Raw genomic sequence first — 21,848 nt, 5'->3', positions numbered from 1 at the left:
TCGCGGGATTCTCGTCCCGCAGACAGTTCAGTAATTCTATTTATTTATGGCTTATCGCCGCAGATTTTCAAAATGCCGGAGTGTATCAGGATGGAGGGATGCCCTTATGATGGTTGCGTGATTTTCTGATTATAGGTTGTATTGGACGAGAAAAAACTTTATAATGGAGGTATCAGGTACATATGATGAATTTAACGGTAAACAGAAAACATAAGGAGAGACTGTTCTTACTGGTATTCCGGGAACGGCATGATCTGCTGAGCCTTTACAATGCCATAAATGGGACCCATTACACGGATCCGCAGAAGCTTGAGTTCACCACGATCGAGGACGCTATCTATATGGGGATCAAAAACGATATATCCTTTATGGTGGGGAATGTGCTCAATCTCTGGGAGCATCAAAGTTCTTACAATCCCAATATGCCGGTGCGCGGCCTGTCGTATTTTTCCAGGCTGTATCAGAAATACACGGACAGCCATGGGATCAATATCTATGGCAGCAGGCTGAAACCCCTTCCATTCCCACAGTATATTGTCTTTTACAATGGGCGGAAGGATGAGCCGGACCGGATGGAACTGCGGCTGTCGGATGCATTTATCCGGACACAGGCGGGAAACGGAGGAAACTCTGTTCAGGAGCAAAAGGAACCTTGCCTGGAAGTGAAAGCCATCATGCTGAACATCAATTACGGAAAGAACCGCGAGCTGATGGAGCAGTGCCGGAAATTAAAGGAGTACGCACAGTTTATTGAGCGGATCCGGGAGTATCAGGACAGTGGGCTGATGGTGGAAGAAGCAGTAAGGGCGGCAGTAGATTCCTGCATCGCACAGGGAATCTTAGCGGATGTTCTCTCCAAACATCGGGCGGAGGTGATAGATGTGTTTTTGACAGATTATGATGAAGAACTGCGTATGAAAGTGATTGGTAACGACCGGGTGGAGGAATATCTTACCGGTCTGGTCAGGAAAAAACTGGCAAAAGGTTTGTCTGAGCCAGAGATTGCGGATATGCTTGAGATCAACGTAGCGCAGGTGGAAGCGATTTGCAAAAATATCCGCGAACATTCGGAAGATTCAGACTGACATAAAGATGAAAAACTCAAGAAAATACTTGTTGACATCAGCAGAGAAGTGCTTTATACTGTCGCCATTATTCAAACTTTCGCGGGACTCTCGTCCCGCAGACAGTTCAGTAATTCTATTTATTATGGCTTATCGCCGCAGACTTTCAAAAATGCCGGAGTGTATCAGGATGGAGGGATGCCCTTATGATTATCGCGTGATTTTCTGATTATAGGTTGTATTGGACGTGAAAAAATTTTATAATGGAGGTATCAGGTACATATGATGAATTTAACGGTAAACAGAAAACATAAGGAGAGACTGTTCTTACTGGTATTCCGGGAACGGCATGATCTGCTGAGCCTTTACAATGCCAAAACGGGACCCACTACACGGACCCGCAGGAGCTTGAGTTCACCACGATCGAGGACGCTATCTATATGGGGATCAAAAACGATATATCCTTTATGGTGGGGAATGTGCTCAATCTTTGGGAGCATCAAAGCTCTTACAATCGAGGGAAACTCAGTTCAGGAGCAAAAGGAGCCTTGCCTGGAGGTGAAAGCCATCATGCTGAATATCAATTACGGAAAGAACCGTGAACTGATGGAGCAGTGCCGCAAATTAAAGGAGTACGCACAGTTTATTGAGCGGATCCGGGAGTATCAGGACAGTGGACTGACGGTGGAAGAAGCAGTAGGGGCGGCAGTAGATTCCTGCATCGCGCAGGGGATCTTAGCGGATATTCTCTCCAAACATCGGGCGGAGGTGATAGATGTGTTTTTGACGGATTATGATGAAGAACTGCGGATGAAGGTGATTGTCAATGACCAGGTGGAAGAGAAAGTGGAGGAAGCTTTGGAGGAATATCTGACCAATCAGATCAGAAAAAAACTGGCAAAAGGTTTGTCCGAGCCTGAGATCGCAGATATGCTTGAGATCGATGCTGCACAGGTGGAAGCAATCTGTAAAAATATTCGCGAACAGCAGGAAAAATAGCCAGACCTAAAGTTCTTGACTTTTCAATCTGTATCCTATAAAATTAAATTAGTATTAATAATTAATATTGATTTTGACAAGATATGGAAGGGAGACTGCTATGGAAGCTATATTTGATGATTCCTTATTGACAGGCGATAAGATGATAGACGACCAGCACCGGGAACTGATCAGCCGGATCAACAACCTGCTGCTGCTCTGCGAGAACGAGAAACCGGCTAAGCGGGAGGCGGTGGAGACCCTGGACTATCTGGCGGATTATACGGAGTTCCACTTTAAGGCGGAGGAAGAGCTTCAGGAGAAGATCGGCTATCCGGCTTTTGAGGAGCACAAAAAGAAGCATGAGGAGCTGCGACAGGTGGTGCGTGATCTGTACGACATGCTGGAAGAGCAGGAAGGCCCCAGCGAGGATTTTGTAAAGCAGGTCAACCGCAATGTGGTGGAGTGGCTGTACAACCATATCCGTGGGTTTGACCGTTCGGTAGCCGAGTACCGGTTCATGAGGGATAATGAAAACAGGATTTAAAGATCGTATTACTGATCACACTCCGGTGTCCTTGTGGGCCCGGAGTTTTTCATTTGATAAATCTTCACCGCATATAGTCTGTCATTCCTTTTTTGGCTGCATCGTTTCATGCAACATTCCCCTCATATATTCAATCCCCAAACCGATAAAATACTTTTCCGGCTTAGTCATATAGCATCCCTTTAAAAAGGCAACGCTGCGCATCCAGGTTTGTTGAGGATTCACCGAAAAGTATACGATAGGAGCCTGTGGATCCACATAAGACTGCGGAAAAAAGGCGGGAGCGATCTGCTTGGAAACCATATTGAAGGCAGTCCGGGTAGTGGTGGATTCAAACAGTATGTCCGGGTGAAAGCCTGCATGTATAAAAGCAAGGTCGATCATGTCCCGCATCTTGGTCTCTTTAGAGAGCAGGACAAATTTATCTTTTTTAAGCAGCTTTAAGTCTATAGGAGGGAAGGTCTCATAACTGCGGTCTCCTCCCATATAAGCGAGCGGATGGCTGGAAGGAAGACCAAGTACCATGCGTTCTGACTCCATATCGATGTAGTCCAGTTCGGGATGTTTCGTGTTGTCATAGTAGATAGCAAATGCAAAGGTCACTTCCCGCTGGAGCAAAAGCTGTTCCATCTTTTTGCCGCGCACTTCCTGGATCCGGAATGTAATATCCGGATATTTTTCGTGAAAAACGGGATAAATATGGGAAAACATCATGGCGCCCATCTCAGGCGTGAAGGCAACCGATATCTCTCCGATCTTCTCTTCAGAGATGTCATGAATGATCCGGTAGGTATCCTGCTTCATGCTTATCATCTGTTTGGCTGTATTCAGATAAATACGCCCTGCCAGAGTTGGGATCATGCTGTGTTTGCGGCGTTCAAACAGCGGGGTCCCCAGTTCCCGTTCCAGTTTAAGAAGCTGCTGGTTCAATGCGGACTGGGTGAGGAAAAGCTTTTCCGCCGCCCGGGAAATGCTCTGTTCCTGTTCGATCGTAATGATATTTTCAATCTGACGTAAATCCATATGACCTCCTACTGTTTGTACCAAATGCATAACGGTTGTGCCAAAACGACAGCCAGTTGCGTTTAAAGAAGCTTAAATATATTAAGAGAAAATATTAAAACTACTAAGTTGAATTAAGTATATAATGCCATTATAATAAAATCATCCAAAGAATTCAAGGTTGTTGAGAAACAAATGTAGCATTACCACAAATGTGAAAAAGGAGAGAAGCGGTATGAAGAAAAGGGTGTTGAGTGCAGTATTGGCGGGGGTTATGGCGGCGGCCATGTTGACTGGATGTTCCGGCGGCGGGTCAAAGAGCGGGCTTCCCAAGACGATTGAAGTGCAGGTTCCGGCGAAGGCAGGCGGCGGCACGGATGTGATGGCAAGAGCGTTAAGCACAAAGGTTTCCCAGGATGCAGGGATCAATATGACGGTGGTCAATAATACAGAACGGCGGCGGTGTGGTCGCCATGGAGACGGTGCGCACATCGAAAAATGACGGAAGCAAGCTTCTGCAGTTCCATACGACCATGCTGATCAAGACTGCGACCGGAGTCTATGATAAGAGCGCGGCGGATGATTTTAAGATCATCGGCGTATCCCAGGGTACAGACAAAGCGCAGTATACCTTTGTGGTATCGGCGGGCAGCGGCATTGCAACCCTGGAAGATTTTTTGAAGGCGGCAGAAAGCAAAGAAATGAAGCTGGGTGTGGAGACAGGCGGAACCAGCCATATCATGACCGGTATGTTCGTGAAAGCATCCGGGATCAACGCAAAATATGTGGAGGCAGGTTCCGATACGGAGAAGCTGACGGCCTTAGTGGGCGGGACCATTGACGGCGCTATGGTAAATGCAAACCAGGCGAAGCAGTATGTGGAGTCCGGCAAGGCAGTTGCCCTGGCGGTGGTCAGCAACGGCGACGAGGGAGCCAGAAGCACGGTTCTGCCGGACGTTCCTTCTTTTGAGGAGCAGGGCGTCGACTGTACCTTTGCCACCGTAAACCTGTTCTGCGGGCCTAAGGATATGAGCGAGGAGACAGCGAAGAAGCTGTATGATTATTATGCCGCAGCCGCAGCCAGCGAGGAAGTAAATAAGACCCTGGAACCGGCGGGTATGGCGATGGAATTCATGGCCTATGAGGAAGGGCCGAAGCTGGTGGCAGAGTTACAGGCAAACATCAATACTGTGGTAGAGGAACTCGGGTTAAAACAGAAGTAAACCAGTCTGGAGGAAGTTATGAAATTAAAACGAGACCAAATTACAGGCGCAGTCCTTGTGCTGCTGGGAATCATAGTGGCGGTCCTGGTCAGTCAGTTCAAGGTGCCGTTTGCGGCATCATACCCGGGACCCAAGGCCCTGCCGATGATCGCCGTAGCCGGATTCATTGTGTGCGGCGCAGGTATTTTTGTGGAGTCAACAAAAAGCCAGAAGGAGGAACCGGTATTTCTTGTGAAGGAAGGATGGCTCCGTGTCCTGGCCTCCATCGGACTGCTGGCTCTGTATATTCTTGGAATGAAGTATGTGGGCTATCTGGTGATGACGCCGGTGATCTGCTATGCGCTTACGACCTTATACGCGAAGGGCAGCAGTTCCACGCTGAAAGGCAGGCTGATCTACACGGTCCTGCTGACCGCGGCTATCTATGTCATCTATGTATTTGCCTTCGGTCTGGGCGTCCCTATGGGGGAACTGTTCGGCTGACCATGCGCTGATTTCAGGAAAATGTGATAGAGAGAGGAAAATCTTATGTTAGAGTATATTCCATATATCCTCCAGCAGGTGACGGTGCCGTTCAACCTGGTCCTTCTGCTGGCGGGAAATATCATCGGTATGATCTTCGGCGCGATCCCGGGACTCTCCGGAACGCTGGCGGTTATGCTGTTCATGCCCCTAACCTATTCCATGGACGCCGGCGGAGCCATCGTATTCCTCCTTGCCCTCTGGGTAGGCGGATGCTCCGGCGCATTCATCGGTTCGGTGCTCCTTGGCATTCCCGGCTCTGCTTCGGCAGTAGCCACCTGTTTTGACGGATATCCCATGAGTAAGGCGGGCAAAGCGGGAAAGGCGCTGGCAATTGGTATGGTCGCTTCCTTCATCGGCACCTTTTTCAGTGCCATCGCAGGCGCGCTTTTAAGCCAGAAGGTTGCCGACATCGCATTCATGCTGGGGCCGTGGGAGTATTTTGGACTGTGTTTTGTAGCCATTACCATGGTGCTTGCCATCTCAAAGGGCAATATGTTCAAAGGGCTTACATCTGCTTCCATTGGGCTTTTGCTTGCCTCTGTGGGATTTTCCCCCATCGATGCGGAGCCAAGGTTCGTATTTGACAATATGTACCTGATGGGCGGGCTGGGCATGACCGTGGTGCTGATCGGTGTGTTCGGCGTCAGCAGCATTGTGCTGGCTTATGGCAGAGGCTTTGATCCGCTGCCGGAGGTAGACACCAAGTCTATCAAGGGGATTGGGATTACCTTTAAAGAAATAAAAGAGAATATAGTAAATATTGTCCGCTCCTGGCTGGTAGGCCTTGGGATCGGGTTCCTTCCGGGGATGGGAGCCGGTCTCTCCAACCTGGTGGCTTATTCCATGGCGAAGAATGCATCAAAGACCCCGGAATCGTTTGGCAAAGGAAATCCGGAAGGACTGTGGGCGTCCGAATGCTCCAACAATGCGGCGATCGGCGGCTCCATGATCCCCATGGCTGCCCTTGGCATCCCCGGCGATTCCACCACCGCGCTGCTGATCGGCGCCCTGACGATCCATGGACTGGAGATGGGGCCGATGGTATTTCGAAACAGCGGCAATATCATTTATCTGATGTTTGCAGTGGTTGCTCTCTGTGCGGTCGTCTGCCTGGTGCTTCAGGCCCTGGGTATGCGTCTGTTCCCACAGATTTTAAAGGTGCCGTATCACTATATGTATCCGGCTCTGCTGATCATCTCCTTTATCAGCGCATATGTGGATTCCAGCAGCCTGTATAAATGCGGAATGATGCTGGTGTTTGCTGCTATCGGCATCCTGATGGCATACGGCGGGCTGCCTACCTCTCCCTTGATCCTCGCATTCATTCTGGGACCGACGCTGGAGAGCAACATGTTAAAAGCGTTCCAGAACACGGGGACGGCGGCGACATTCTTCACAAGACCGATTTCCTGTGTATTCATGATCATCGGGATTGGCTGTGTGTTTTCACCGATCATAAAGAGCGTGTTCGCGAAAGCCAAAAAGAGTTAAAGACGAGGAGGATATACTATGCCGTTTCATTGTACCCCTGCAATCCCGCATCCGGTGGAGACCCTGGCCTATGAGCCGTGGACCCTTGCTGTGGAACCGTTTCAGGTATCGCCGCAGACATGGTATGTGGCAGGGCAGACCTGGGTGGGCTGTTATCTGATCGATACGGGAGCCGGCCTGATCCTGATCGACACCGCCATACCGGAGAGCACGTATCTGATGGTGGATTCAATCTACAAACTGGGATATAAGCTGGATGACATCAAGCTGATCCTGATCAGCCATGCGCACTTTGACCACTGCGGGGCAGCCGCCCAGATGAAAGAACTGACCGGGGCAAAGCTTTATCTGTCCCATGAGGATCACGAATTTATGAAAGCCTGTCCGGAGGAGACCATGGTACTTGACAAGGACTCCCATCCGCAGATGTTTGAGCCGGACTGTTACTATGCGGACGATCAGCCGATCACCCTGGGCAATATCACCATACATACCATGCTGACGCCCGGCCATACCATCGGCTGCACCAGTTTTTTCTGGAGTGAGAAAAATCCGGTAAACGGTGAGATCTACCAGATCGCCATGCATGGAGGCGTGGGAGCTAATACCATGAATGATGAGTATTATGCTGACAGTAAATATTTAACACCCGCGCTCAGGGAGAGATTCCTGGATGATGCGGAGAAACTAAAGAAAATTCATGTGGATATCGCGCTGCCCAGCCATCCGAACCAGATCGAGATCATGGACCGTGCAGGAACCTATACCCATGAGACGCAGCCCTATCTGGACAGTACAGTCTGGAACCAGTTTGTGGATGAGCGGGTGCGGCAGGTGAAAGCCCTGATGAAATAGAGATGGAAGACAGATAGCCGGAGCTATGTGGGATGCATGGCTCCGGCTATCTGCCTGTGCCGGTCATTATTGGTTTTGTTCCAATGTTACCCCGTAAATCTGAGCCAATTGAATAAAAAATCGAGTCGCTTCGCTGAACTGCGTGTCCCTGCGGTGGACGAAATATACATTCCAGTTGGGGCGGGAGGAAAGATAAAACCAGGCGATTTCCTCACTGTTTTTATCAATTTCCGCACGCGACTGGGGGATGATGGTGCAGCACAGCCCAATGCGGACAAGCTTTACCAGAGCGTGATTCATGGCGGTTTCAATCTGGATCTTCGGTTGAAATCCGGCCTGTTTAAATACGGGATCCAGCACCCGGCGCATGGTGGAGCCGGAGAAGATCAGGGAGAATTTATCATCCCGAAACAAGCTTAAATCAATGACCGTAAGAGGTTCTCCCGGTTTCGAGGCATATTTTGCCATAGGATGGCTGCGGGAGATTCCAAGTACTAGATTTTCATTAAAAATTTTGATATATTCCATATCTGCTTTTTCTTTTTCATCCAGCATAACAATTCCCAGATCCAATTCCCCGTTGTGAATCATGGTGTGCTGTTGAGCCACAATGGCTTCCTGCAGAAAAAAGGTAATCCCGGGAAAATGGCGGTTAAATTCCGGAAAAACGGAGGTGAATAGGTCGATCCCATGTTCATGGGTAAGCCCGAGACGGATTTCGCCTGTGGTATTCCCTTTTAAATCATCTAGTTGCGTATAGGTGTTTTTGCGAATGTGAAGAATTTCTCTGGAGCCATTTACGTAGATAGCTCCCGCCTGCGTCATCCGCAGGCTATGTTTGTTTCGATAAAATAACTGTACTCCCAGCTCTTTTTCCAATTTGATCAGCTGCTGATTCAGACCGGATGGCGTGATGAAAAGGGATGCGGCGGCTTTGGAGATATTCCCATGATCAGCGATTGCTACCATATATTCCAGTTGTTTTAAGTCCATAGAGAGTTTTCCCTTTCTTTATGAGTGTTCTTATTATTAGTTTTACTTTAAACAGATATAATAATTAGTAACTGTACTTTCTACTATATCACAATTATAATGATTTTAAAGTACTAATTGAAAAACAATTAGGCAAAATTAACAAAAGGAGAAGAGAGATGAAGGTTATTAAATGGCTTGACAAGAACTTTGAGCTGATGATCCTGGCAGGGCTGTTGATCATCATGAGCGTTCTTGCATTTGGAAATGTAATTATGCGTTACTTTTTCCATCATGCGCTGAGCTGGTCCGATGAGGTTTGCTGCTATTGCCTTGCACTGTCGGCATTTTTCAGCCTTCCCTGTGCGGTGCGGATGAACTCTAGCATCAAGGTGGACACATTGACCATGATTTTGCCGAAAAAAGCACAGAAAATTCTGGGTGTGATCTGCAACGTGGGGATGGTCTTGTTTCTGGTATGGCTGATGCAGGGAACCACCGGTATTATCCGAAACGCTGCAAAAGTAGGACAGGCCAGCCCGGCGCTGCAGATCCCGCTGGAATGGTTGTACGCTGTGATGGCATTCACCGTGGCGCTTACAATTCTGCGGTATGTTGAGATGACGGTTCTGACATTGATGGGCAGGGATAAGAATGAGGAGGGGGAAGCATAATGGCAATCGGAGTATTCTTTATCATCATGGCAACTCTTCTGGTCATTGCAATGCCGGTGGGCGGTGTATTTGGTATTATGTCTATCCTGCCAAGCCTTATGAATCCGGATTTTGCATACAGCTCCGTGGATGTGGCGCGAAGTATGTTTGCAGGCATGAACAGTTTTACCCTTCTGGCAGTGCCGCTGTTTATGGTATCCGGCATGATTATGGCAGAGGGCGGTATATCTGAAAAGCTTTTTAACTTCTTTGCCTATTTTATCGGCAATAAAACTGCAGGTTTTCCCTGCGCTGTTATCGTAACATGCATGTTTTATGCGGCTATTTCCGGCTCGTCACCGGCAACGGTTTCTGCCGTGGGGGCCATGACGATTCCATTTCTGGTGAGCATGGGCTATGAAAAGATTTTCGCCGCCGCAATCGTAACGGTTGCAGGCGGGTTGGGCGTAATTATCCCGCCCAGTATTTCTTACATCGTGTATGCGGCTGCGGCGAATGCCTCGCCTTCCAGACTGTTTACCGCAGGGATAGTTCCTGGCATTCTGATCGGAGTTAGCCTGATGTTTTACAGCTGGATATATTGCAGGCGCCACGGCGAGGATAAAGAAAAGCTCCAGAAGAATTATGAGAAGATTCGTGCAAAAGGATTCCTGCCGTTATTAAAAGAATGTTTCTGGGCGCTGCTTACACCGGTAATTATTCTGGGAACCATTTATTCCGGAATCTGCAGTCCGACGGAGTCTGCGGTTATCAGTGTGTTCTACGGGCTGTTTGTGTGCATCTTTATTTATAAAAGCATCCGCATACGTGATTTGGGGCAGGTATTTATGAAAGGGGCAAAAACCTACGTCAATATCCTGTTTGTGATTGCAGCGGCAACCTCGTTTGCGCGATGCTTAACCATGCTGCGTTACCCACAGTCTATCAGCCAGTCGGTATTGTCTGTTTCCGACAATGCCATTGTGATCCTGCTGATTATGAATATGATTATGCTGGTGTGCGGTATGATTATCGACAATATACCGAATATTATGATTCTAACCCCGATTCTGGTGCCGATCGCGACGGCAGTGGGTGTGGATCCGGTTCACTTTGGTATTATCATGACCTGCAATCTGGCAATCGGCATGGTTACGCCGCCCATGGGTATCAATTTGTTTGTGGCATCCGGCATGACCAAGATTCCGGTATTGCGTTTGGCCAGGGCTACAGTTCCGTTTTTAATTGCATTTTTTATTTCATTGATGTTAATTACATTTGTTCCACAGCTCAGTATGTTCTTGCCCAGTATTTTGGGCTAAAAAGTCCTGGGCAGATATAAATAGAAAAGGAGAATATATGATTATGAAGAAAACATTATCAGTAATTTTGGCAGTAACTATGGCAGCATCCCTGACCGCTTGCGGATCTTCCTCTTCCGGGAGCGCAGACAGCCAGGCTCCGGCGGTAACCACAGCTGGGAAGGATGCATCAGATGGCGGTCAGACCGCATCCAGTGAGGATTATCCTGAATATCACTGGACCGCAGCAATGACCGTTGCAGAGACTACGATCAATTATATGATGGTAGAGAAATTTTCTGAGCTTTTGAATGAGCGCACCGGCGGCAAGGTTACAGTTGACATCTATCCGGGCGGTCAGTTGGGCAATACCACAGAGTTTACGGAGGCTGTAATTGGTGGTTCTATTGATATGGGGAGCGGCATGACCACAGACTTGGTTGATTTTATTCCCCAATATGCGATCTTTGACATGCCAAATCTCTTTGAAAATGTTGAGCAGATGAGAACGGTGTTGCAGGGTGATTTTACAGACAGAATGAACGAGTTTAATAATAAAGGCGGCATCCAGATGTTAGGCTATTCGGACGCGGGATTCCGTGAATTGACCAGCAACAAGGCGGTTCATTCCCTGGCAGATCTGTCTGGTCAGAAGATTCGTGTTATGACAAACCAATATCATATTGCATATTGGAATGCACTGGGAGCAGCAGCCACTCCCATGCAGTTTACGGAGGTTTTTATGGGCCTGCAGCAGGGCACCATCGACGGCGAGGAAAATCCTTACATGAATATTGTCGGAAATAACATGCAGGAAGTTCAAAAATACGTGATTGAGACAAACCATATCGGGCACATTATCACGTTCTTCATGAACAACGATTTGTACCAGAGCCTTCCGGAAAATGTGAAGACTTTAGTGGATGAATGTGCGGCAGAGGCAGTTGCGTATGCAAATGCACAGGCAGATGAGAGCATTGCTTCTTATAAAAAAACCTGCGAAGACGCGGGATGTGAGATCATCACCCTGGACGATGCAGTCATGGCAGAGTTGAAAGAAAAAGCAGCAGTTGTCTACGACATGGTAAAAGAGAACCTTGGCGAAGAACTTGTAAATGAACTGAATGCAGCAATCGAAGCAGCAAAATAAGGAGTGACAGCGTGAGTGCATGTTTGATAAAAGGCGGAAAAGTTTATAATCCGCAGCTTCACTGCTTTGAACTCCGGGATCTGGCTGTGCAGGACGGCGTACTTGCCGAGCGGCTGGAGGGGACGGATATTATCACGGTGGATGCATCTGACTGTATCGTGACCCCAGGACTGATTGACTACCATGTACATTATTTTAATCATGGTACAGAAAACGGGGTGAATCCGGATGTGGCATCATTCCCCTGTGGAATCACCACGGTGGTGGATGGCGGAAGCTGTGGGGCGGCAAATTATGAGTTATACAGAAAAAGTGTGATGGCATACAGCGATGTCCGGATTTTGAATGCTCTTTTGACAGCCAGCGGCGGACAGGGAACGGATCAGTATCCGGAAAATCTGGAGGCGCGGTATTTTGATACAGAGAAGATAAAAGCCTTGTTCAGAAAGTATCCCGACAATCTGGTTGGTTTGAAAACCAGGTTGTCTAAAGGGATTATTGAAGGAAAGGAAGCGGAGGAATCTCTGGAGGCAACTGTAGGTCTGGCAGAAAAGTTGAACTGCAATGTGATTGTACATATTACAAATCCATCCATTCCTCTGGAACATCTTGCTGCAAGACTGCGGCCAGGTGATGTGATCTGCCATGCCTATCAGTCCATAGGCGAGACGATTCTGGATAATGAGGGAAGGGTGAGGAGCGGATTGCAGAAGGCAAGGGGGCGCGGGGTGCTGTTTGATGCCAGTAACGGACGAAAAAACTATGACCTGGATGTCTGTAAAAAAGCGCTGGAGCAGGGATTTTACCCGGATATTATCAGTTCTGATATCAACAGCTCCTCATGTTACACGCAGCCGCTCCACAGCCTGCCACGGATCATGAGCCGGTATCTTGACATGGGCATGAGTCTGGAGCAGGTTCTGGACACAGTAACCCTAAATCCGGCGCGCGTGCTTGGAAGAATGGATCTGGTCTCTCTGGAGAGCAAAACCACTGCCGATCTTGCGATTTTTAAGTTAAAAAAAAGGAAAGTGGATCACAGGGATTTTGCCGGACATACATTTTGCGGAACACAGATTTTGGTTCCGCAATGGACAATGAAAGGCGGACGCGTCATGTACTGCCAGGCTGATTTTTGTTAGATAAAATTCTCCCATGCAGCGCCGGCTATTTTGCCGGCGCTGTACTTGTCTCATGTTCTATGATCTTAAAATACCTCGCCCCAGGCTGTCAGACATTGTTCCAGAATTCAGTAGCCAGACGGATAAACTCTTTGGCTGCGTTGCTTAGGTAAACACCTTTTTTGTAGCTGACGGCGATGTGCCAGCTGGGGTGGGACGGGAGGTGGTAGCAGGACATTCCTTCGGGATTCTGCTTGTAGTAATAGTAGGGGATGATGCCGCAGCAGAGCATGGAGCGGATCATCGTTACGATGGTCCCGGTGTTGCTGGTGTCAAAAAGTACATGAGGGGTGAAGCCGGCTTCCTGGAAAATGGAATCGACCAGAGAGCGGATCGTGGATTCCTTGTACATCAGGACAAAGGGTTCGTATTTAAAATGTGAGATGTCTATGACGGAATGCTCGGAAGCTGTGGGGATGGACAGCTCAGCAAGCGGATAATTCCTGGGGATCGCCAGGATGATCTCCTCCTCCGCAATGTCTATGTAGTGGTCGTTCGTCTTATCATTGTCCCGGAGAGTCATAAAACCGATATCTAAATTCCCCTGGGCGATCAGTTTCTGCTGGTTGTGGACACTCAGCTCCATCGGCTCCACGATGACATCCGGATAGGCATGGTGGAACGCAGGGTAGACGGCAGAAAACATGGCGACGCCCCTTCCGGGTGTAAATCCTACCGACAGAGAGCCTTTTTTGCTCTCTACAATGTCGTGGATCCGGTTGAATGCCTCCCTCCTCATGCGCAGCATCTCCCGGGCAGTCTCCAAATAGATCTCACCGGCCTCCGTGGGGCGGCAGTCTCCGTGAGAACGGTAAAATAAAGGCGTGCCAAGGGAACGTTCCAGCTTTAAAAGCTGCTGGTTTAAGCCGGACTGGGTGAGAAAAAGCTTTTCAGCGGCGCGTGTGATATTGCGTTCCTCCGCGATAGTGACGATATACTCGATTTGTTTTAAATCCATAAAAGGACTCCTTTCTGCGGCAGTGTGTTAGAAGTAAAAGTAAGAGAAAAAGAAAAACTAGTAATTTTACATACTGATATATATGGTATATAATAGCACCAGTTAAGAAAATGTCAATAAAGAAATTCATTAACAAAGGAGAGGTAAAGGTATGAAAAAAAGGTTTTTATGTCTGGTGATGGCGGCGGCGCTTGCATGTACCACAACCGCATGCGGAGGAAGCTCTAAGGGAACAGAAAAGGCATCCGGCACGGAAAGCGCGGCAGGCGATGCGGCGGCAGAAGTAAAATGGCCTAAGAATGTGGAGATCATCGTGCCGGCCAGCGCCGGAGGCGATACTGATTTCAATGCGAGGCTTCTGGCACAGAAGCTGTCTGAGAAGCTGCCTGCAAACTTCGTGGTATCTAACGTAAACGGAAACGGCGGTGCCACCGGAACCCGCCAGGTGAAGGACGCGGAGCCGGACGGAAGCTCGGCAGTATTTTACCATACGGCGTTTCTGGTAAACAAAGCGTGCGGGGCGACCGACTACGGCCTTGACGCTTATAACTTTGCGGCGATCGCAGGCCAGAGCGCAGGAAACGTGGTGACGGTCAACTCTTCACTGGGCATCAATTCCTTAGAAGAGCTGATGGAGTACACCAAGAGCCATCCGGGCGAGTTAAAGATGGCGGCGCAGACCGGTGCAACTTCCTATGCGGTGGCAATGCAGATGAAAAATGCAGGATTTGACATCAATATCGTAGATGCAGGTTCTGCCGCAGACCGTCTGGCTGCACTGTTAGGCGGACATGTGGATGTGATCCTGGCTGCTTACGGATCGATCAAGGATTATGTAAAAGAGGGAACCCTGGTCCCGCTGGCGATGGATGGAGAGATGGATCTGGTAGTTGCGGATGAGGGCATCGATATCAAAGCGATCCATAACCTTGGATATGAGGAGATCAAGCTTCCGTTCTACTATTTCATCGCATTCCCGAAGGGAACGGACGATGCTCTGGTGAGCCAGTTCAACAATGCGCTGAAAGATATCATCGAGAATGATAAAGAGTATCAGGATCAGATCTATGCATCCTACTATCAGGCACCCACATTCCTTCCTGGAGAAGAAGGGCTGGCAAAATATGCCGAGATAGATGAGCTGCTCAAAAACGTTGATTTCTCTGCAAAATAATTAGGGAATGATGATTCCGGCAGGTGGGAAATCTGCCGGAATTATTTTTAGGAGAGGAGAGAAACATGAGTACAAAAAAGTTGTCAGAGGTCATACTCAGCATGGTTTTACTGATCGCAGGGATTGCCCTGTGGTTTGCTTCGCAGAGCATTGAAGTAGGCGCGGCGATGGGACAGGGCGGGGATTTCATGCCCAAGCTGTGCAGTACTGTGTGGGTGCTGATCAGTGCGCTCCTGCTGGTTTCCAACATCACCATGAAGGATGATGGGGAGAAAGAGGCGGGCATCAATCTCAAAGGTTTTTTCGCAACGCTGGTCCTTTTGTTCGTTTATGTATTTATGCTGAAACCCATAGGTTTTGTCATTTCTTCCATGGTGTACATGATGATTCAGATGCTTTTGTTTGTTCCGGCAGAGTACAGGAGCAAAAAGAATTATATCCTGTTTGTTGTGTTGTCGGTTGTGATTCCTGTTGCAGTCAATGCATTGTTCGTCAATGTATTTTCATTGATCCTGCCGACAGGCATACTATAAGGAGGGATTGGATATGGCAATGGAAGGATTGATTTCAGTATTGAATATTAGCACGGTCAGTGTTATATTGATCGGAGTTGTGATCGGTATTATTTTTGGCTCCATCCCGGGGCTGACCTCTACCATGGGCGTTGCGCTGTGCCTGCCTCTCACCTTCTCCATGTCCCCGCTCAACGGCATCTCCATGCTGGTGGCGCTGTATGTGGGCGGTACGTCAGGCGGCCTGATCTCTGCGATCCTCTTGAAAATACCGGGAACGCCGTCGTCGGTTGCGACTACCTTTGACGGTGCTCCGATGGCGGAACGGGGAGAAGGCGGACGCGCGCTTGGCGTTGGGATCCTGTATTCTTTTTTAGGTACGATCCTCTCTATCGTCGCGTTGATCTTCATCGCCCCGTCCCTGGCAAAGATCGCGCTCAAGTTCGGACCCTATGAGTATTTTGCGATCTGCCTGTTTGCGCTGACCATGATCGGCGCCATGGTGGGGGACAATCTTTTAAAAGGACTGATGAGCGGTATTGCAGGGATCACCTTTTCTCTGTTTGGAATTGCATCCATCGGAGGAGCGGAGCGTTTTACATTTGGCATCCAGGATCTGGAAAATGGGTTTCAGTAGCTTCCCGTCATGATCGGCCTGTTTGCGGTGGCTGAGATCCTGAAGGTGGGAGCCGATGGGATCAAGGCAAAGGAATCCACGGTGATGAGCTGTAAGATCAAAGGCTTTGGCATCACCATGAAAGAATTTAAGGAACAGTTCGTAAACTTTATCCGCTCCGCACTGCTGGGGATCGGAATTGGCATCCTGCCTGGCATCGGCGGCGCTACGTCCAATATTGTGGCGTACAGTGTGGCAAAGCAGCAGAGCAAACATCCGGAGAAATTCGGTACCGGTATTATTGACGGTGTGATCGCTACGGAGACGTCCAATAATGCGTCCATCGGCGGCGCGCTGATCCCGCTTCTGACCCTGGGTATCCCGGGAGATACGGTCACTGCGATGATCCTGGGAGGATTGACCCTGCACGGGATCGCTCCTGGTCCGCTGCTGTTTAAGAACAGTGGAAAGCTGGTATACGGAATCTTTGCTGCGTTTCTGATCGCAACGATCCTGATGCTGATCGTGGAATACGGCGGAATCCGTCTGTTCATCAAGGTGCTGGCTGTGCCGAAGTATATTCTTCTGCCGGTGGTACTGGTGCTCTGTATAGTGGGTACATATGGAACAAACCACAGCATGTTTGATGTGTGGACATCCTTGATCTTCGGTGTGATCGGCTTCTTTATGATGAAACACAAATTCCCCCAGGCGCCGATGATCCTTGGATTTGTGCTGGGGACGGTAGTAGAGGAGAACCTGATCCGTGGGCTGATGTACTCCAACAACAGCTTCTGGGCATTTTTCAAATCTCCGATCGCGGCAGTATTCCTGGTATTCACCATGTTCATGGTGGCATGGACTGCGTATAAACAGATAAAAGGCGCCCTGGCAAAACGCACAGCGGCATAAAGCAGAACGATAGGGAGGATAAACTTATGAAAGTAACATCAGGAGGCATGGTCACCAGGCTTTTGGCGGACACGCCCATACCCAGAATGTTCCACGCAAGACAGGACTTCCCGCGGGATGTGATCCCGGCAGATGAGATTCCCGGTGTGATCTATGAGCAGATGGGGCAGGAGCAGTTCTCCTCCCTGATAAAACCCGGTATGACCATTGCGGTCACCGCAGGAAGCCGCGGGATCCGCAATGTGGATATCATTACCAAAGCCATCGTGGATTTTGTAAAAGAAAAGGGCGCGCATCCGTTTATCGTTCCGGCCATGGGAAGCCACGGCGGCGCGACGGCGGAGGGGCAGCTGGAGGTCTTAGCCAGCTATCAGATCACGCCCGAGACCATGGGCTGTCCGATCAAATCCTCCATGGAGGTAGTAGAGCTGGGCGTTTCCGAGCGTGGAAAGAAGGTCTATCTGGACAAACATGCATATGAGGCGGACGGTATCATCGTTTCCTGCCGCTTAAAACCCCATAATGCATTCCGCGGTCCCTACGAGAGCGGCCCCTGCAAGATGATGACGGTCGGCCTGGGGAAACAGGCGGGCGCGTCCTTAGTCCACGGCGACGGCATGGATGTGATCGCACAGAATATCCCGACCATGGCAAAGGTGGTCCTTGAAAAAGCCAGGATATTATTTGCGGTCCCCTGCATTGAAAATGCTTACGACGAGACATGCAGGATTGAGGCGATCCTGGCAAAGGATATTCTAAAAAGAGAACCGGAGCTTTTAAAATACGCTTTTTCCAATATGCCGAAGCTGATCGTGGGAGAGACAGATGTGCTGGTGGTAGATGAGATCGGTAAGAATTACAGCGGGACCGGCGTGGACCCCAATATCACGGGAACCTTCTCGACCCCCTATGCATCCGGCGGGATTAAGGTACAGAGAACCTGCTTTTTGAACTTAAGCGAAGCCTCCCATGGCAATGCACTTGGCTGCGGGCTGGCCTCCGCCATCACCAAAAAGATCTTCGACGAGATGGACGTGGAGAAGATGTACCCCAACTGCATCACCAGCACGGTACTGGCTTCCGCCCGGATCCCCTGTGTTGTGGCAAATGACAAGGAGGCCATACAGATCTGTATCAGGACCTGCAACAAGATTGACACGGACCATGCCAGAGTGGTCCGCATCGCCAACAGCCTCCACATCGATCAGATCATGTTGTCCGAATCTTACTACGAGGACGTGAAGAACGGGAAATATCCGGGCATTGTGGCCCTGGATGAGCCGCAGGAGCTTGCGTTCGATGAAAAAGGGAACCTGCTGACCCCGGTCAAGTCCTGTTCCTGAGATACAAGATGCCCCCAACCGCCGCTACAACCCCTTCCGTCACCGGAACCGCCAGCCATACCCCGGTGGTTCCGGCCAGAGCGGCCAGGATAAAGGCGGCGGGTATGATCAGGAAGAATCCTCTCAGCAGAGAGACCACCTGGGCCGGAATGGCTTTTTCCGCCGAGGTGAAGAACATGGAAAGCACGATATTGAACCCGGCGAAGGGTATGGAGATAAAATACAGTTTTAGTCCCGCCTCGGCGATCTGCTGAAGCTGCATATCATTTTCGCTGTTAAAGACCGCGGTGATCGGCCCGGCAAATAGAAAGACAGCCAGGTAGATACTGCAGGAGAGGAGCAGCAAAGTGCATACCGCATATTTCAGGACCTGGTGCATCCCCTTTTTGTCACCATGCCCGTAAGCGCGGCTGGTGATCGGCTGCATCCCCTGGGCGATGCCGGTACAGATGGATGTGATCACAAGGGACAGATTGGCGATCACACCGTAGGCGGCGACGCCGATATTTCCCTCGATCCCCATGATCAGTACATTAAATATGATAATGACAATACCGCCCGCTACCTCCGTGATCAGGGAAGGAAAACCCAGGGAGAGGGTCTGGACGGATAAGGACCTGGACAGAACTGCTTTCGTATAATGAAAGCAGTTCTGTTTTTTGATCCGGTGGATGGAGAGGACGCCCATGCTGATGACCGGGGCGAACCCGGTTGCCAGTACCGCGCCGAAGATGCCCATGCCAAAGGGGAAGATAAAGATGTAGTCCAACAGGATGTTGGACATGCTCCCGGCCAGCATCGCGGTCATGGCAAGTCGTGGATTGCCGTCATTGCGCACAAAGCAGATCAGGACGTCGTTCATCATAAAAGCCGGGGCGAATAAAAGGACGACCTTCAGATAGATCCTTGTCATATCAAAAATCTCTGCATTGGCCCCAAGAAGCGCGGTGATGGTCCCGGGCAGGAACAGGCCCGCCACAACAAATACCGCAGCCAGAGCTGCGGTCAAATATACGGTATTGGTAAACACCTGATCTGCGTTTTTATACGCCTTCTGTCCCCGGAAAACAGAATATTTGGTAGAGCCGCCGATACCGAACATCAGGCCGCTTCCGTGGACGAAGCTGTAGATCGGGATCGCCAGGTTGAGTGCCGCAAGCCCGTCCGCCCCCAGCCCCTTTGCAATAAAAAAAGTGTCGGCCAGAATGTAGCAGGACAGGCCGATCATGCCTATGACGTTGAGCGCCGCGTACCGGGCGAACTCGCTGAAATTTGATTTCTGTTTGATTTTTGTTACCTCCTGAAAGCGGCATTCTCATGCCGGATATTTCTTCGCCGGGCGAGTGGATTTTGCGCCGGATATTTCTTTGCTGCACGGATGCATTCTCACGCCCAGTATTCTTTCGCCAACCGGATGAATTCCTTGGCGCCGGAGCTTAAATATGCGCTGTAGCTGTAGCTGACAGCCATATCCCAGGTGGGATGGCCGGTCAGGGAAAAGCAGGCGACCCCGGGCGAGGGGGTGCGCACATAGTAGCCGGGGATGATGCCGCAGCAGAGGGTAGATTCCACCATGGACACGATACCTCCGGTATTGTTGGTCTCAAACAGGATGTTGGGAGCAAAGCCCGCCCGGTCAAATATGGTGTCACATACAGCCCGCAGGGTGGAATTCTTGTCCATCAGCACAAACGGCTCATATTTCAGCTCCCGGATATCAAGTGTGGCAAACGGTTCCCCGGCAGGGGCCGCTTTGGAGGCCACCGGATGACCAGAGGGGATGATCAGCATCAGCTCCTCGGTGCCCAGATTGACATAGACGTCGTTGGTCCGGTCTTTTTCATGGAGCGTCATAAATCCCACATCGATCTCCCCTTTGGCGATCGCCGTCTGCTGGGCGCGCACCCGCATCTCGATTGGCTTCACCTCCAGGTTGGGGTAGCTGCGGTGCAGCTCCGGATAGATCGCTGTGAACATGCGCAGTCCCCTGCCGGGGGTCAGTCCGATGGACAGATGGCCCCGTTTTGCGTTGGCGACATCGTAGATCTGGTTGTAAGTGGTCTTCTTGATCTGGAGGGCGGCCTTCGCCCCTTCCACATAGATGCGTCCCGCCTCGGTCAGCCCCCAGTTGGCGCGGGAACGGTGAAACAGCGGGGTGCCCAGTTCCTTTTCAAGCTTTAAAAGCTGCTGGTTTAGGGCGGACTGGGTGATAAACAGTTTTTCCGCCGCTTTGGTGATGTTATTTTCTTCTGCAATCTTTAAGATATATTCAATCTGTTTTGTATCCATGGAACACCTCCGCGTTTATCTTGTGAACCTGCCGTCAGGGAGGCCCGTCCGTCATGCAGCGGTTGCGGCCTGTCAGGGCTGCCTGGTCAGCGAGTAGTTCTCCGCCATATAAGGCTGTTCGGTATTTAACTTAAAATAATCCAGAATAAATTTCATAAACAGCTTTTCAGGCTCGTTCTGTACCCAGCCCTTCCGGCAGATGACCACGTTCAGCCGGTAGAGAGCCGGGGACATGGAGTAGTATGCGATATGTTCCCGGTCCACGGAGCAGGATTCCCCGATAAAGGCCACGCCCGCATTTTTCGCGATCATATTCCGGGTGGCGGAGATGCTGTTGGTCTCGCAGAAGGCGCTGGGGGAGAAGCCGCAGGAGTCAAATACCTGGTCGCTAAGGAGCCTTAAAGAAGATCCTTTTTTTGATAAAAGGAAATTGTCCCGGGAAAAATATCCGGTTAAGTCCTCCAGGGTCATGATGCCGGAGGGGTGGCTCTGAGCGTAAGGATGCACACGGGGGATTGCAAAGAACACTTCCTCTTTGCGCAGCACCTGGGTCTGGCTCTCAAACGGCACCTGGTTCACCTCGGCGGCGATCCCCAGGTCAATGCTCTCCTCCATCAAAAGCTTTTTCAGTCCCGGAAGATTGGTCTCCGTGATCTCAATGGTGACTTCCGGGTACTGCTGCCGGAACTGGGGGATGATCTCCGAGAGCATCCGCAGGCCGAAATTGGAGGTGACGCCGGCTGTGATATGCCCGCGCTGGTTTAAGCTGTCAATATTCTGATACAGCTCCTTCTGGATCTTTACGACCTTTTTTGCAGCTTCCACATACAGTTCCCCTGCGGGAGTCAGGCTCAGTTCGTTCTTATTGCGGACAAACAGCGGGGTCCCCAGTTCCTGCTCCAGCCTGGAGATGTACTGGCTTAAGGAGGACTGGGAGACAAATAAGTCCTCCGCCGCCTTTGTCATGTTACGCCGTCCGGCAATCGCCAGAACATAATTTAAGTACTTAACATCCACAACCGTCACCTCTGGATTGATCTCTTGACCTGTCTATAAGCAAATGTGATTGTTCCAATCAGATATAAATATTGGATTAATTACC

Annotated in this window: 21 protein-coding genes and 1 pseudogene; 16 read left to right on the top strand and 6 right to left on the bottom strand. The window is 49.9% G+C overall.

The window, feature by feature from the left end; all coding sequences use genetic code 11:
- The first annotated feature begins 182 nt into the window (after positions 1-182).
- From AB1I67_RS00555 to AB1I67_RS00545, 3 genes are all read left to right on the top strand, one after another.
- Positions 183-1,085, top strand: a complete 903-nt coding sequence (locus AB1I67_RS00555) for a hypothetical protein (RefSeq protein ID WP_367027874.1) — start codon at positions 183-185, stop codon at positions 1,083-1,085.
- 549 nt (positions 1,086-1,634) lie between these two features.
- Positions 1,635-2,063, top strand: a complete 429-nt coding sequence (locus tag AB1I67_RS00550) for a hypothetical protein (RefSeq protein ID WP_367027873.1) — start codon at positions 1,635-1,637, stop codon at positions 2,061-2,063.
- Positions 2,064-2,163: 100 nt separating this feature from the next.
- Positions 2,164-2,589, top strand: a complete 426-nt coding sequence (locus tag AB1I67_RS00545) for a bacteriohemerythrin (protein ID WP_367027872.1) — start codon at positions 2,164-2,166, stop codon at positions 2,587-2,589.
- A gap of 81 nt (positions 2,590-2,670) precedes the next feature.
- Here AB1I67_RS00545 and AB1I67_RS00540 read toward each other — a convergent pair whose 3' ends face one another.
- Positions 2,671-3,612: a LysR family transcriptional regulator gene (locus AB1I67_RS00540; protein WP_367027871.1), complete on the bottom strand. Its 942-nt coding sequence runs from the start codon at positions 3,610-3,612 to the stop codon at positions 2,671-2,673.
- Positions 3,613-3,826: 214 nt separating this feature from the next.
- Between AB1I67_RS00540 and AB1I67_RS00535 the strand changes: the two genes are divergently transcribed.
- From AB1I67_RS00535 to AB1I67_RS00515, 5 genes are read left to right on the top strand one after another with little or no spacing between them, the layout of a single operon-like run.
- Positions 3,827-4,093, top strand: coding sequence for a hypothetical protein (locus AB1I67_RS00535; protein WP_367027870.1), 267 nt, complete (start codon positions 3,827-3,829; stop codon positions 4,091-4,093).
- Positions 4,065-4,814 (top strand): tripartite tricarboxylate transporter substrate-binding protein, encoded by a 750-nt coding sequence (locus AB1I67_RS00530; RefSeq protein ID WP_367027869.1) that lies wholly within the window; start codon positions 4,065-4,067, stop codon positions 4,812-4,814. Before AB1I67_RS00535 ends, AB1I67_RS00530 begins: the two co-directional genes overlap by 29 nt.
- A gap of 18 nt (positions 4,815-4,832) precedes the next feature.
- On the top strand, positions 4,833-5,297 hold the full coding sequence (locus tag AB1I67_RS00525; RefSeq protein ID WP_367027868.1) for a tripartite tricarboxylate transporter TctB family protein: 465 nt from the start codon (positions 4,833-4,835) through the stop codon (positions 5,295-5,297).
- A 45-nt stretch (positions 5,298-5,342) separates the two neighbouring features.
- On the top strand, positions 5,343-6,830 hold the full coding sequence (locus AB1I67_RS00520; RefSeq protein WP_367027867.1) for a tripartite tricarboxylate transporter permease: 1,488 nt from the start codon (positions 5,343-5,345) through the stop codon (positions 6,828-6,830).
- 18 nt (positions 6,831-6,848) lie between these two features.
- Entirely contained in the window at positions 6,849-7,685 is an 837-nt protein-coding gene (locus tag AB1I67_RS00515) for an MBL fold metallo-hydrolase (protein WP_367027866.1), read from the top strand.
- A 66-nt stretch (positions 7,686-7,751) separates the two neighbouring features.
- On the opposite strand, the gene AB1I67_RS00510 is transcribed toward AB1I67_RS00515, so the two are convergent.
- On the bottom strand, positions 7,752-8,678 hold the full coding sequence (locus tag AB1I67_RS00510; RefSeq protein WP_367027865.1) for a LysR family transcriptional regulator: 927 nt from the start codon (positions 8,676-8,678) through the stop codon (positions 7,752-7,754).
- Between the two features lie 158 nt (positions 8,679-8,836).
- Here AB1I67_RS00510 and AB1I67_RS00505 point away from each other — a divergent pair, with 158 nt between their 5' ends.
- Genes AB1I67_RS00505 through AB1I67_RS00490 form a run of 4 tightly spaced genes read left to right on the top strand, consistent with a single transcriptional unit; the run spans position 8,837 to position 12,903 of the window.
- Positions 8,837-9,331 carry a TRAP transporter small permease gene (locus AB1I67_RS00505; protein WP_367027864.1) on the top strand — a complete coding sequence of 165 codons (495 nt, stop codon included), beginning with the start codon at positions 8,837-8,839 and terminating at the stop codon, positions 9,329-9,331.
- A complete protein-coding gene (locus AB1I67_RS00500) occupies positions 9,331-10,632 on the top strand; it encodes a TRAP transporter large permease (RefSeq protein ID WP_367027863.1) in 1,302 nt (433 codons plus the stop codon). The genes AB1I67_RS00505 and AB1I67_RS00500 overlap by 1 nt, the downstream gene beginning before the upstream one ends.
- A 43-nt stretch (positions 10,633-10,675) precedes the next feature.
- Positions 10,676-11,761 (top strand): TRAP transporter substrate-binding protein, encoded by a 1,086-nt coding sequence (locus AB1I67_RS00495; protein WP_367027862.1) that lies wholly within the window; start codon positions 10,676-10,678, stop codon positions 11,759-11,761.
- An 11-nt stretch (positions 11,762-11,772) separates the two neighbouring features.
- Complete coding sequence (locus AB1I67_RS00490) at positions 11,773-12,903, top strand: metallo-dependent hydrolase (RefSeq protein WP_367027861.1); 1,131 nt, start codon at positions 11,773-11,775, stop codon at positions 12,901-12,903.
- A gap of 88 nt (positions 12,904-12,991) precedes the next feature.
- Here AB1I67_RS00490 and AB1I67_RS00485 read toward each other — a convergent pair whose 3' ends face one another.
- Positions 12,992-13,900 (bottom strand): LysR family transcriptional regulator, encoded by a 909-nt coding sequence (locus tag AB1I67_RS00485; RefSeq protein ID WP_367027860.1) that lies wholly within the window; start codon positions 13,898-13,900, stop codon positions 12,992-12,994.
- Positions 13,901-14,051: 151 nt separating this feature from the next.
- On the opposite strand from AB1I67_RS00485, the gene AB1I67_RS00480 reads away from it, so the two are divergent.
- The 4 genes and pseudogenes from AB1I67_RS00480 (at position 14,052) to AB1I67_RS00465 (ending at position 18,457) form a co-directional block, all read left to right on the top strand.
- Entirely contained in the window at positions 14,052-15,074 is a 1,023-nt protein-coding gene (locus tag AB1I67_RS00480) for a tripartite tricarboxylate transporter substrate binding protein (protein WP_367027859.1), read from the top strand.
- Between the two features lie 65 nt (positions 15,075-15,139).
- Positions 15,140-15,607, top strand: coding sequence for a tripartite tricarboxylate transporter TctB family protein (locus AB1I67_RS00475; RefSeq protein ID WP_367027858.1), 468 nt, complete (start codon positions 15,140-15,142; stop codon positions 15,605-15,607).
- 13 nt (positions 15,608-15,620) lie between these two features.
- Positions 15,621-17,114, top strand: a pseudogene (locus AB1I67_RS00470) (tripartite tricarboxylate transporter permease).
- 26 nt (positions 17,115-17,140) lie between these two features.
- A complete protein-coding gene (locus AB1I67_RS00465) occupies positions 17,141-18,457 on the top strand; it encodes a lactate racemase domain-containing protein (RefSeq protein ID WP_367027857.1) in 1,317 nt (438 codons plus the stop codon).
- Here AB1I67_RS00465 and AB1I67_RS00460 read toward each other — a convergent pair.
- The 3 genes from AB1I67_RS00460 to AB1I67_RS00450 all read right to left on the bottom strand — a co-directional run bounded on the left by AB1I67_RS00460 (position 18,441) and on the right by AB1I67_RS00450 (position 21,772).
- Positions 18,441-19,685, bottom strand: coding sequence for an MATE family efflux transporter (locus AB1I67_RS00460; protein WP_367027856.1), 1,245 nt, complete (start codon positions 19,683-19,685; stop codon positions 18,441-18,443). The genes AB1I67_RS00465 and AB1I67_RS00460 overlap by 17 nt on opposite strands.
- 158 nt (positions 19,686-19,843) lie before the next feature.
- On the bottom strand, positions 19,844-20,746 hold the full coding sequence (locus tag AB1I67_RS00455; RefSeq protein ID WP_367027855.1) for a LysR family transcriptional regulator: 903 nt from the start codon (positions 20,744-20,746) through the stop codon (positions 19,844-19,846).
- Between the two features lie 72 nt (positions 20,747-20,818).
- Positions 20,819-21,772 (bottom strand): LysR family transcriptional regulator, encoded by a 954-nt coding sequence (locus AB1I67_RS00450; RefSeq protein ID WP_367027854.1) that lies wholly within the window; start codon positions 21,770-21,772, stop codon positions 20,819-20,821.
- Between the last annotated feature and the right edge of the window lie 76 nt (positions 21,773-21,848).

Source organism: Clostridium sp. AN503 (assembly GCF_040719375.1).
Taxonomy (GTDB): domain Bacteria; phylum Bacillota; class Clostridia; order Lachnospirales; family Lachnospiraceae; genus Brotaphodocola.
This window is presented reverse-complemented; position numbering and strand designations above follow the sequence as displayed.

Bases quoted from the DNA above. Each gene is read 5' to 3' on its own strand.
- AB1I67_RS00555 (WP_367027874.1), top strand. From the start codon at position 183: ATGATGAATTTAACGGTAAACAGAAAACATAAGGAGAGACTGTTCTTA.
- AB1I67_RS00540 (WP_367027871.1), bottom strand. From the start codon at position 3,612: ATGGATTTACGTCAGATTGAAAATATCATTACGATCGAACAGGAACAG.
- AB1I67_RS00475 (WP_367027858.1), top strand. From the start codon at position 15,140: ATGAGTACAAAAAAGTTGTCAGAGGTCATACTCAGCATGGTTTTACTG.
- AB1I67_RS00485 (WP_367027860.1), bottom strand. From the start codon at position 13,900: ATGGATTTAAAACAAATCGAGTATATCGTCACTATCGCGGAGGAACGC.
- AB1I67_RS00480 (WP_367027859.1), top strand. From the start codon at position 14,052: ATGAAAAAAAGGTTTTTATGTCTGGTGATGGCGGCGGCGCTTGCATGT.
- AB1I67_RS00460 (WP_367027856.1), bottom strand. From the start codon at position 19,685: ATGATCGGCCTGTCCTGCTACATTCTGGCCGACACTTTTTTTATTGCA.
- AB1I67_RS00455 (WP_367027855.1), bottom strand. From the start codon at position 20,746: ATGGATACAAAACAGATTGAATATATCTTAAAGATTGCAGAAGAAAAT.
- AB1I67_RS00500 (WP_367027863.1), top strand. From the start codon at position 9,331: ATGGCAATCGGAGTATTCTTTATCATCATGGCAACTCTTCTGGTCATT.
- AB1I67_RS00465 (WP_367027857.1), top strand. From the start codon at position 17,141: ATGAAAGTAACATCAGGAGGCATGGTCACCAGGCTTTTGGCGGACACG.
- AB1I67_RS00520 (WP_367027867.1), top strand. From the start codon at position 5,343: ATGTTAGAGTATATTCCATATATCCTCCAGCAGGTGACGGTGCCGTTC.
- AB1I67_RS00550 (WP_367027873.1), top strand. From the start codon at position 1,635: ATGCTGAATATCAATTACGGAAAGAACCGTGAACTGATGGAGCAGTGC.
- AB1I67_RS00535 (WP_367027870.1), top strand. From the start codon at position 3,827: ATGAAGAAAAGGGTGTTGAGTGCAGTATTGGCGGGGGTTATGGCGGCG.
- AB1I67_RS00505 (WP_367027864.1), top strand. From the start codon at position 8,837: ATGAAGGTTATTAAATGGCTTGACAAGAACTTTGAGCTGATGATCCTG.
- AB1I67_RS00495 (WP_367027862.1), top strand. From the start codon at position 10,676: ATGAAGAAAACATTATCAGTAATTTTGGCAGTAACTATGGCAGCATCC.
- AB1I67_RS00530 (WP_367027869.1), top strand. From the start codon at position 4,065: ATGGAGACGGTGCGCACATCGAAAAATGACGGAAGCAAGCTTCTGCAG.
- AB1I67_RS00525 (WP_367027868.1), top strand. From the start codon at position 4,833: ATGAAATTAAAACGAGACCAAATTACAGGCGCAGTCCTTGTGCTGCTG.
- AB1I67_RS00515 (WP_367027866.1), top strand. From the start codon at position 6,849: ATGCCGTTTCATTGTACCCCTGCAATCCCGCATCCGGTGGAGACCCTG.
- AB1I67_RS00545 (WP_367027872.1), top strand. From the start codon at position 2,164: ATGGAAGCTATATTTGATGATTCCTTATTGACAGGCGATAAGATGATA.
- AB1I67_RS00510 (WP_367027865.1), bottom strand. From the start codon at position 8,678: ATGGACTTAAAACAACTGGAATATATGGTAGCAATCGCTGATCATGGG.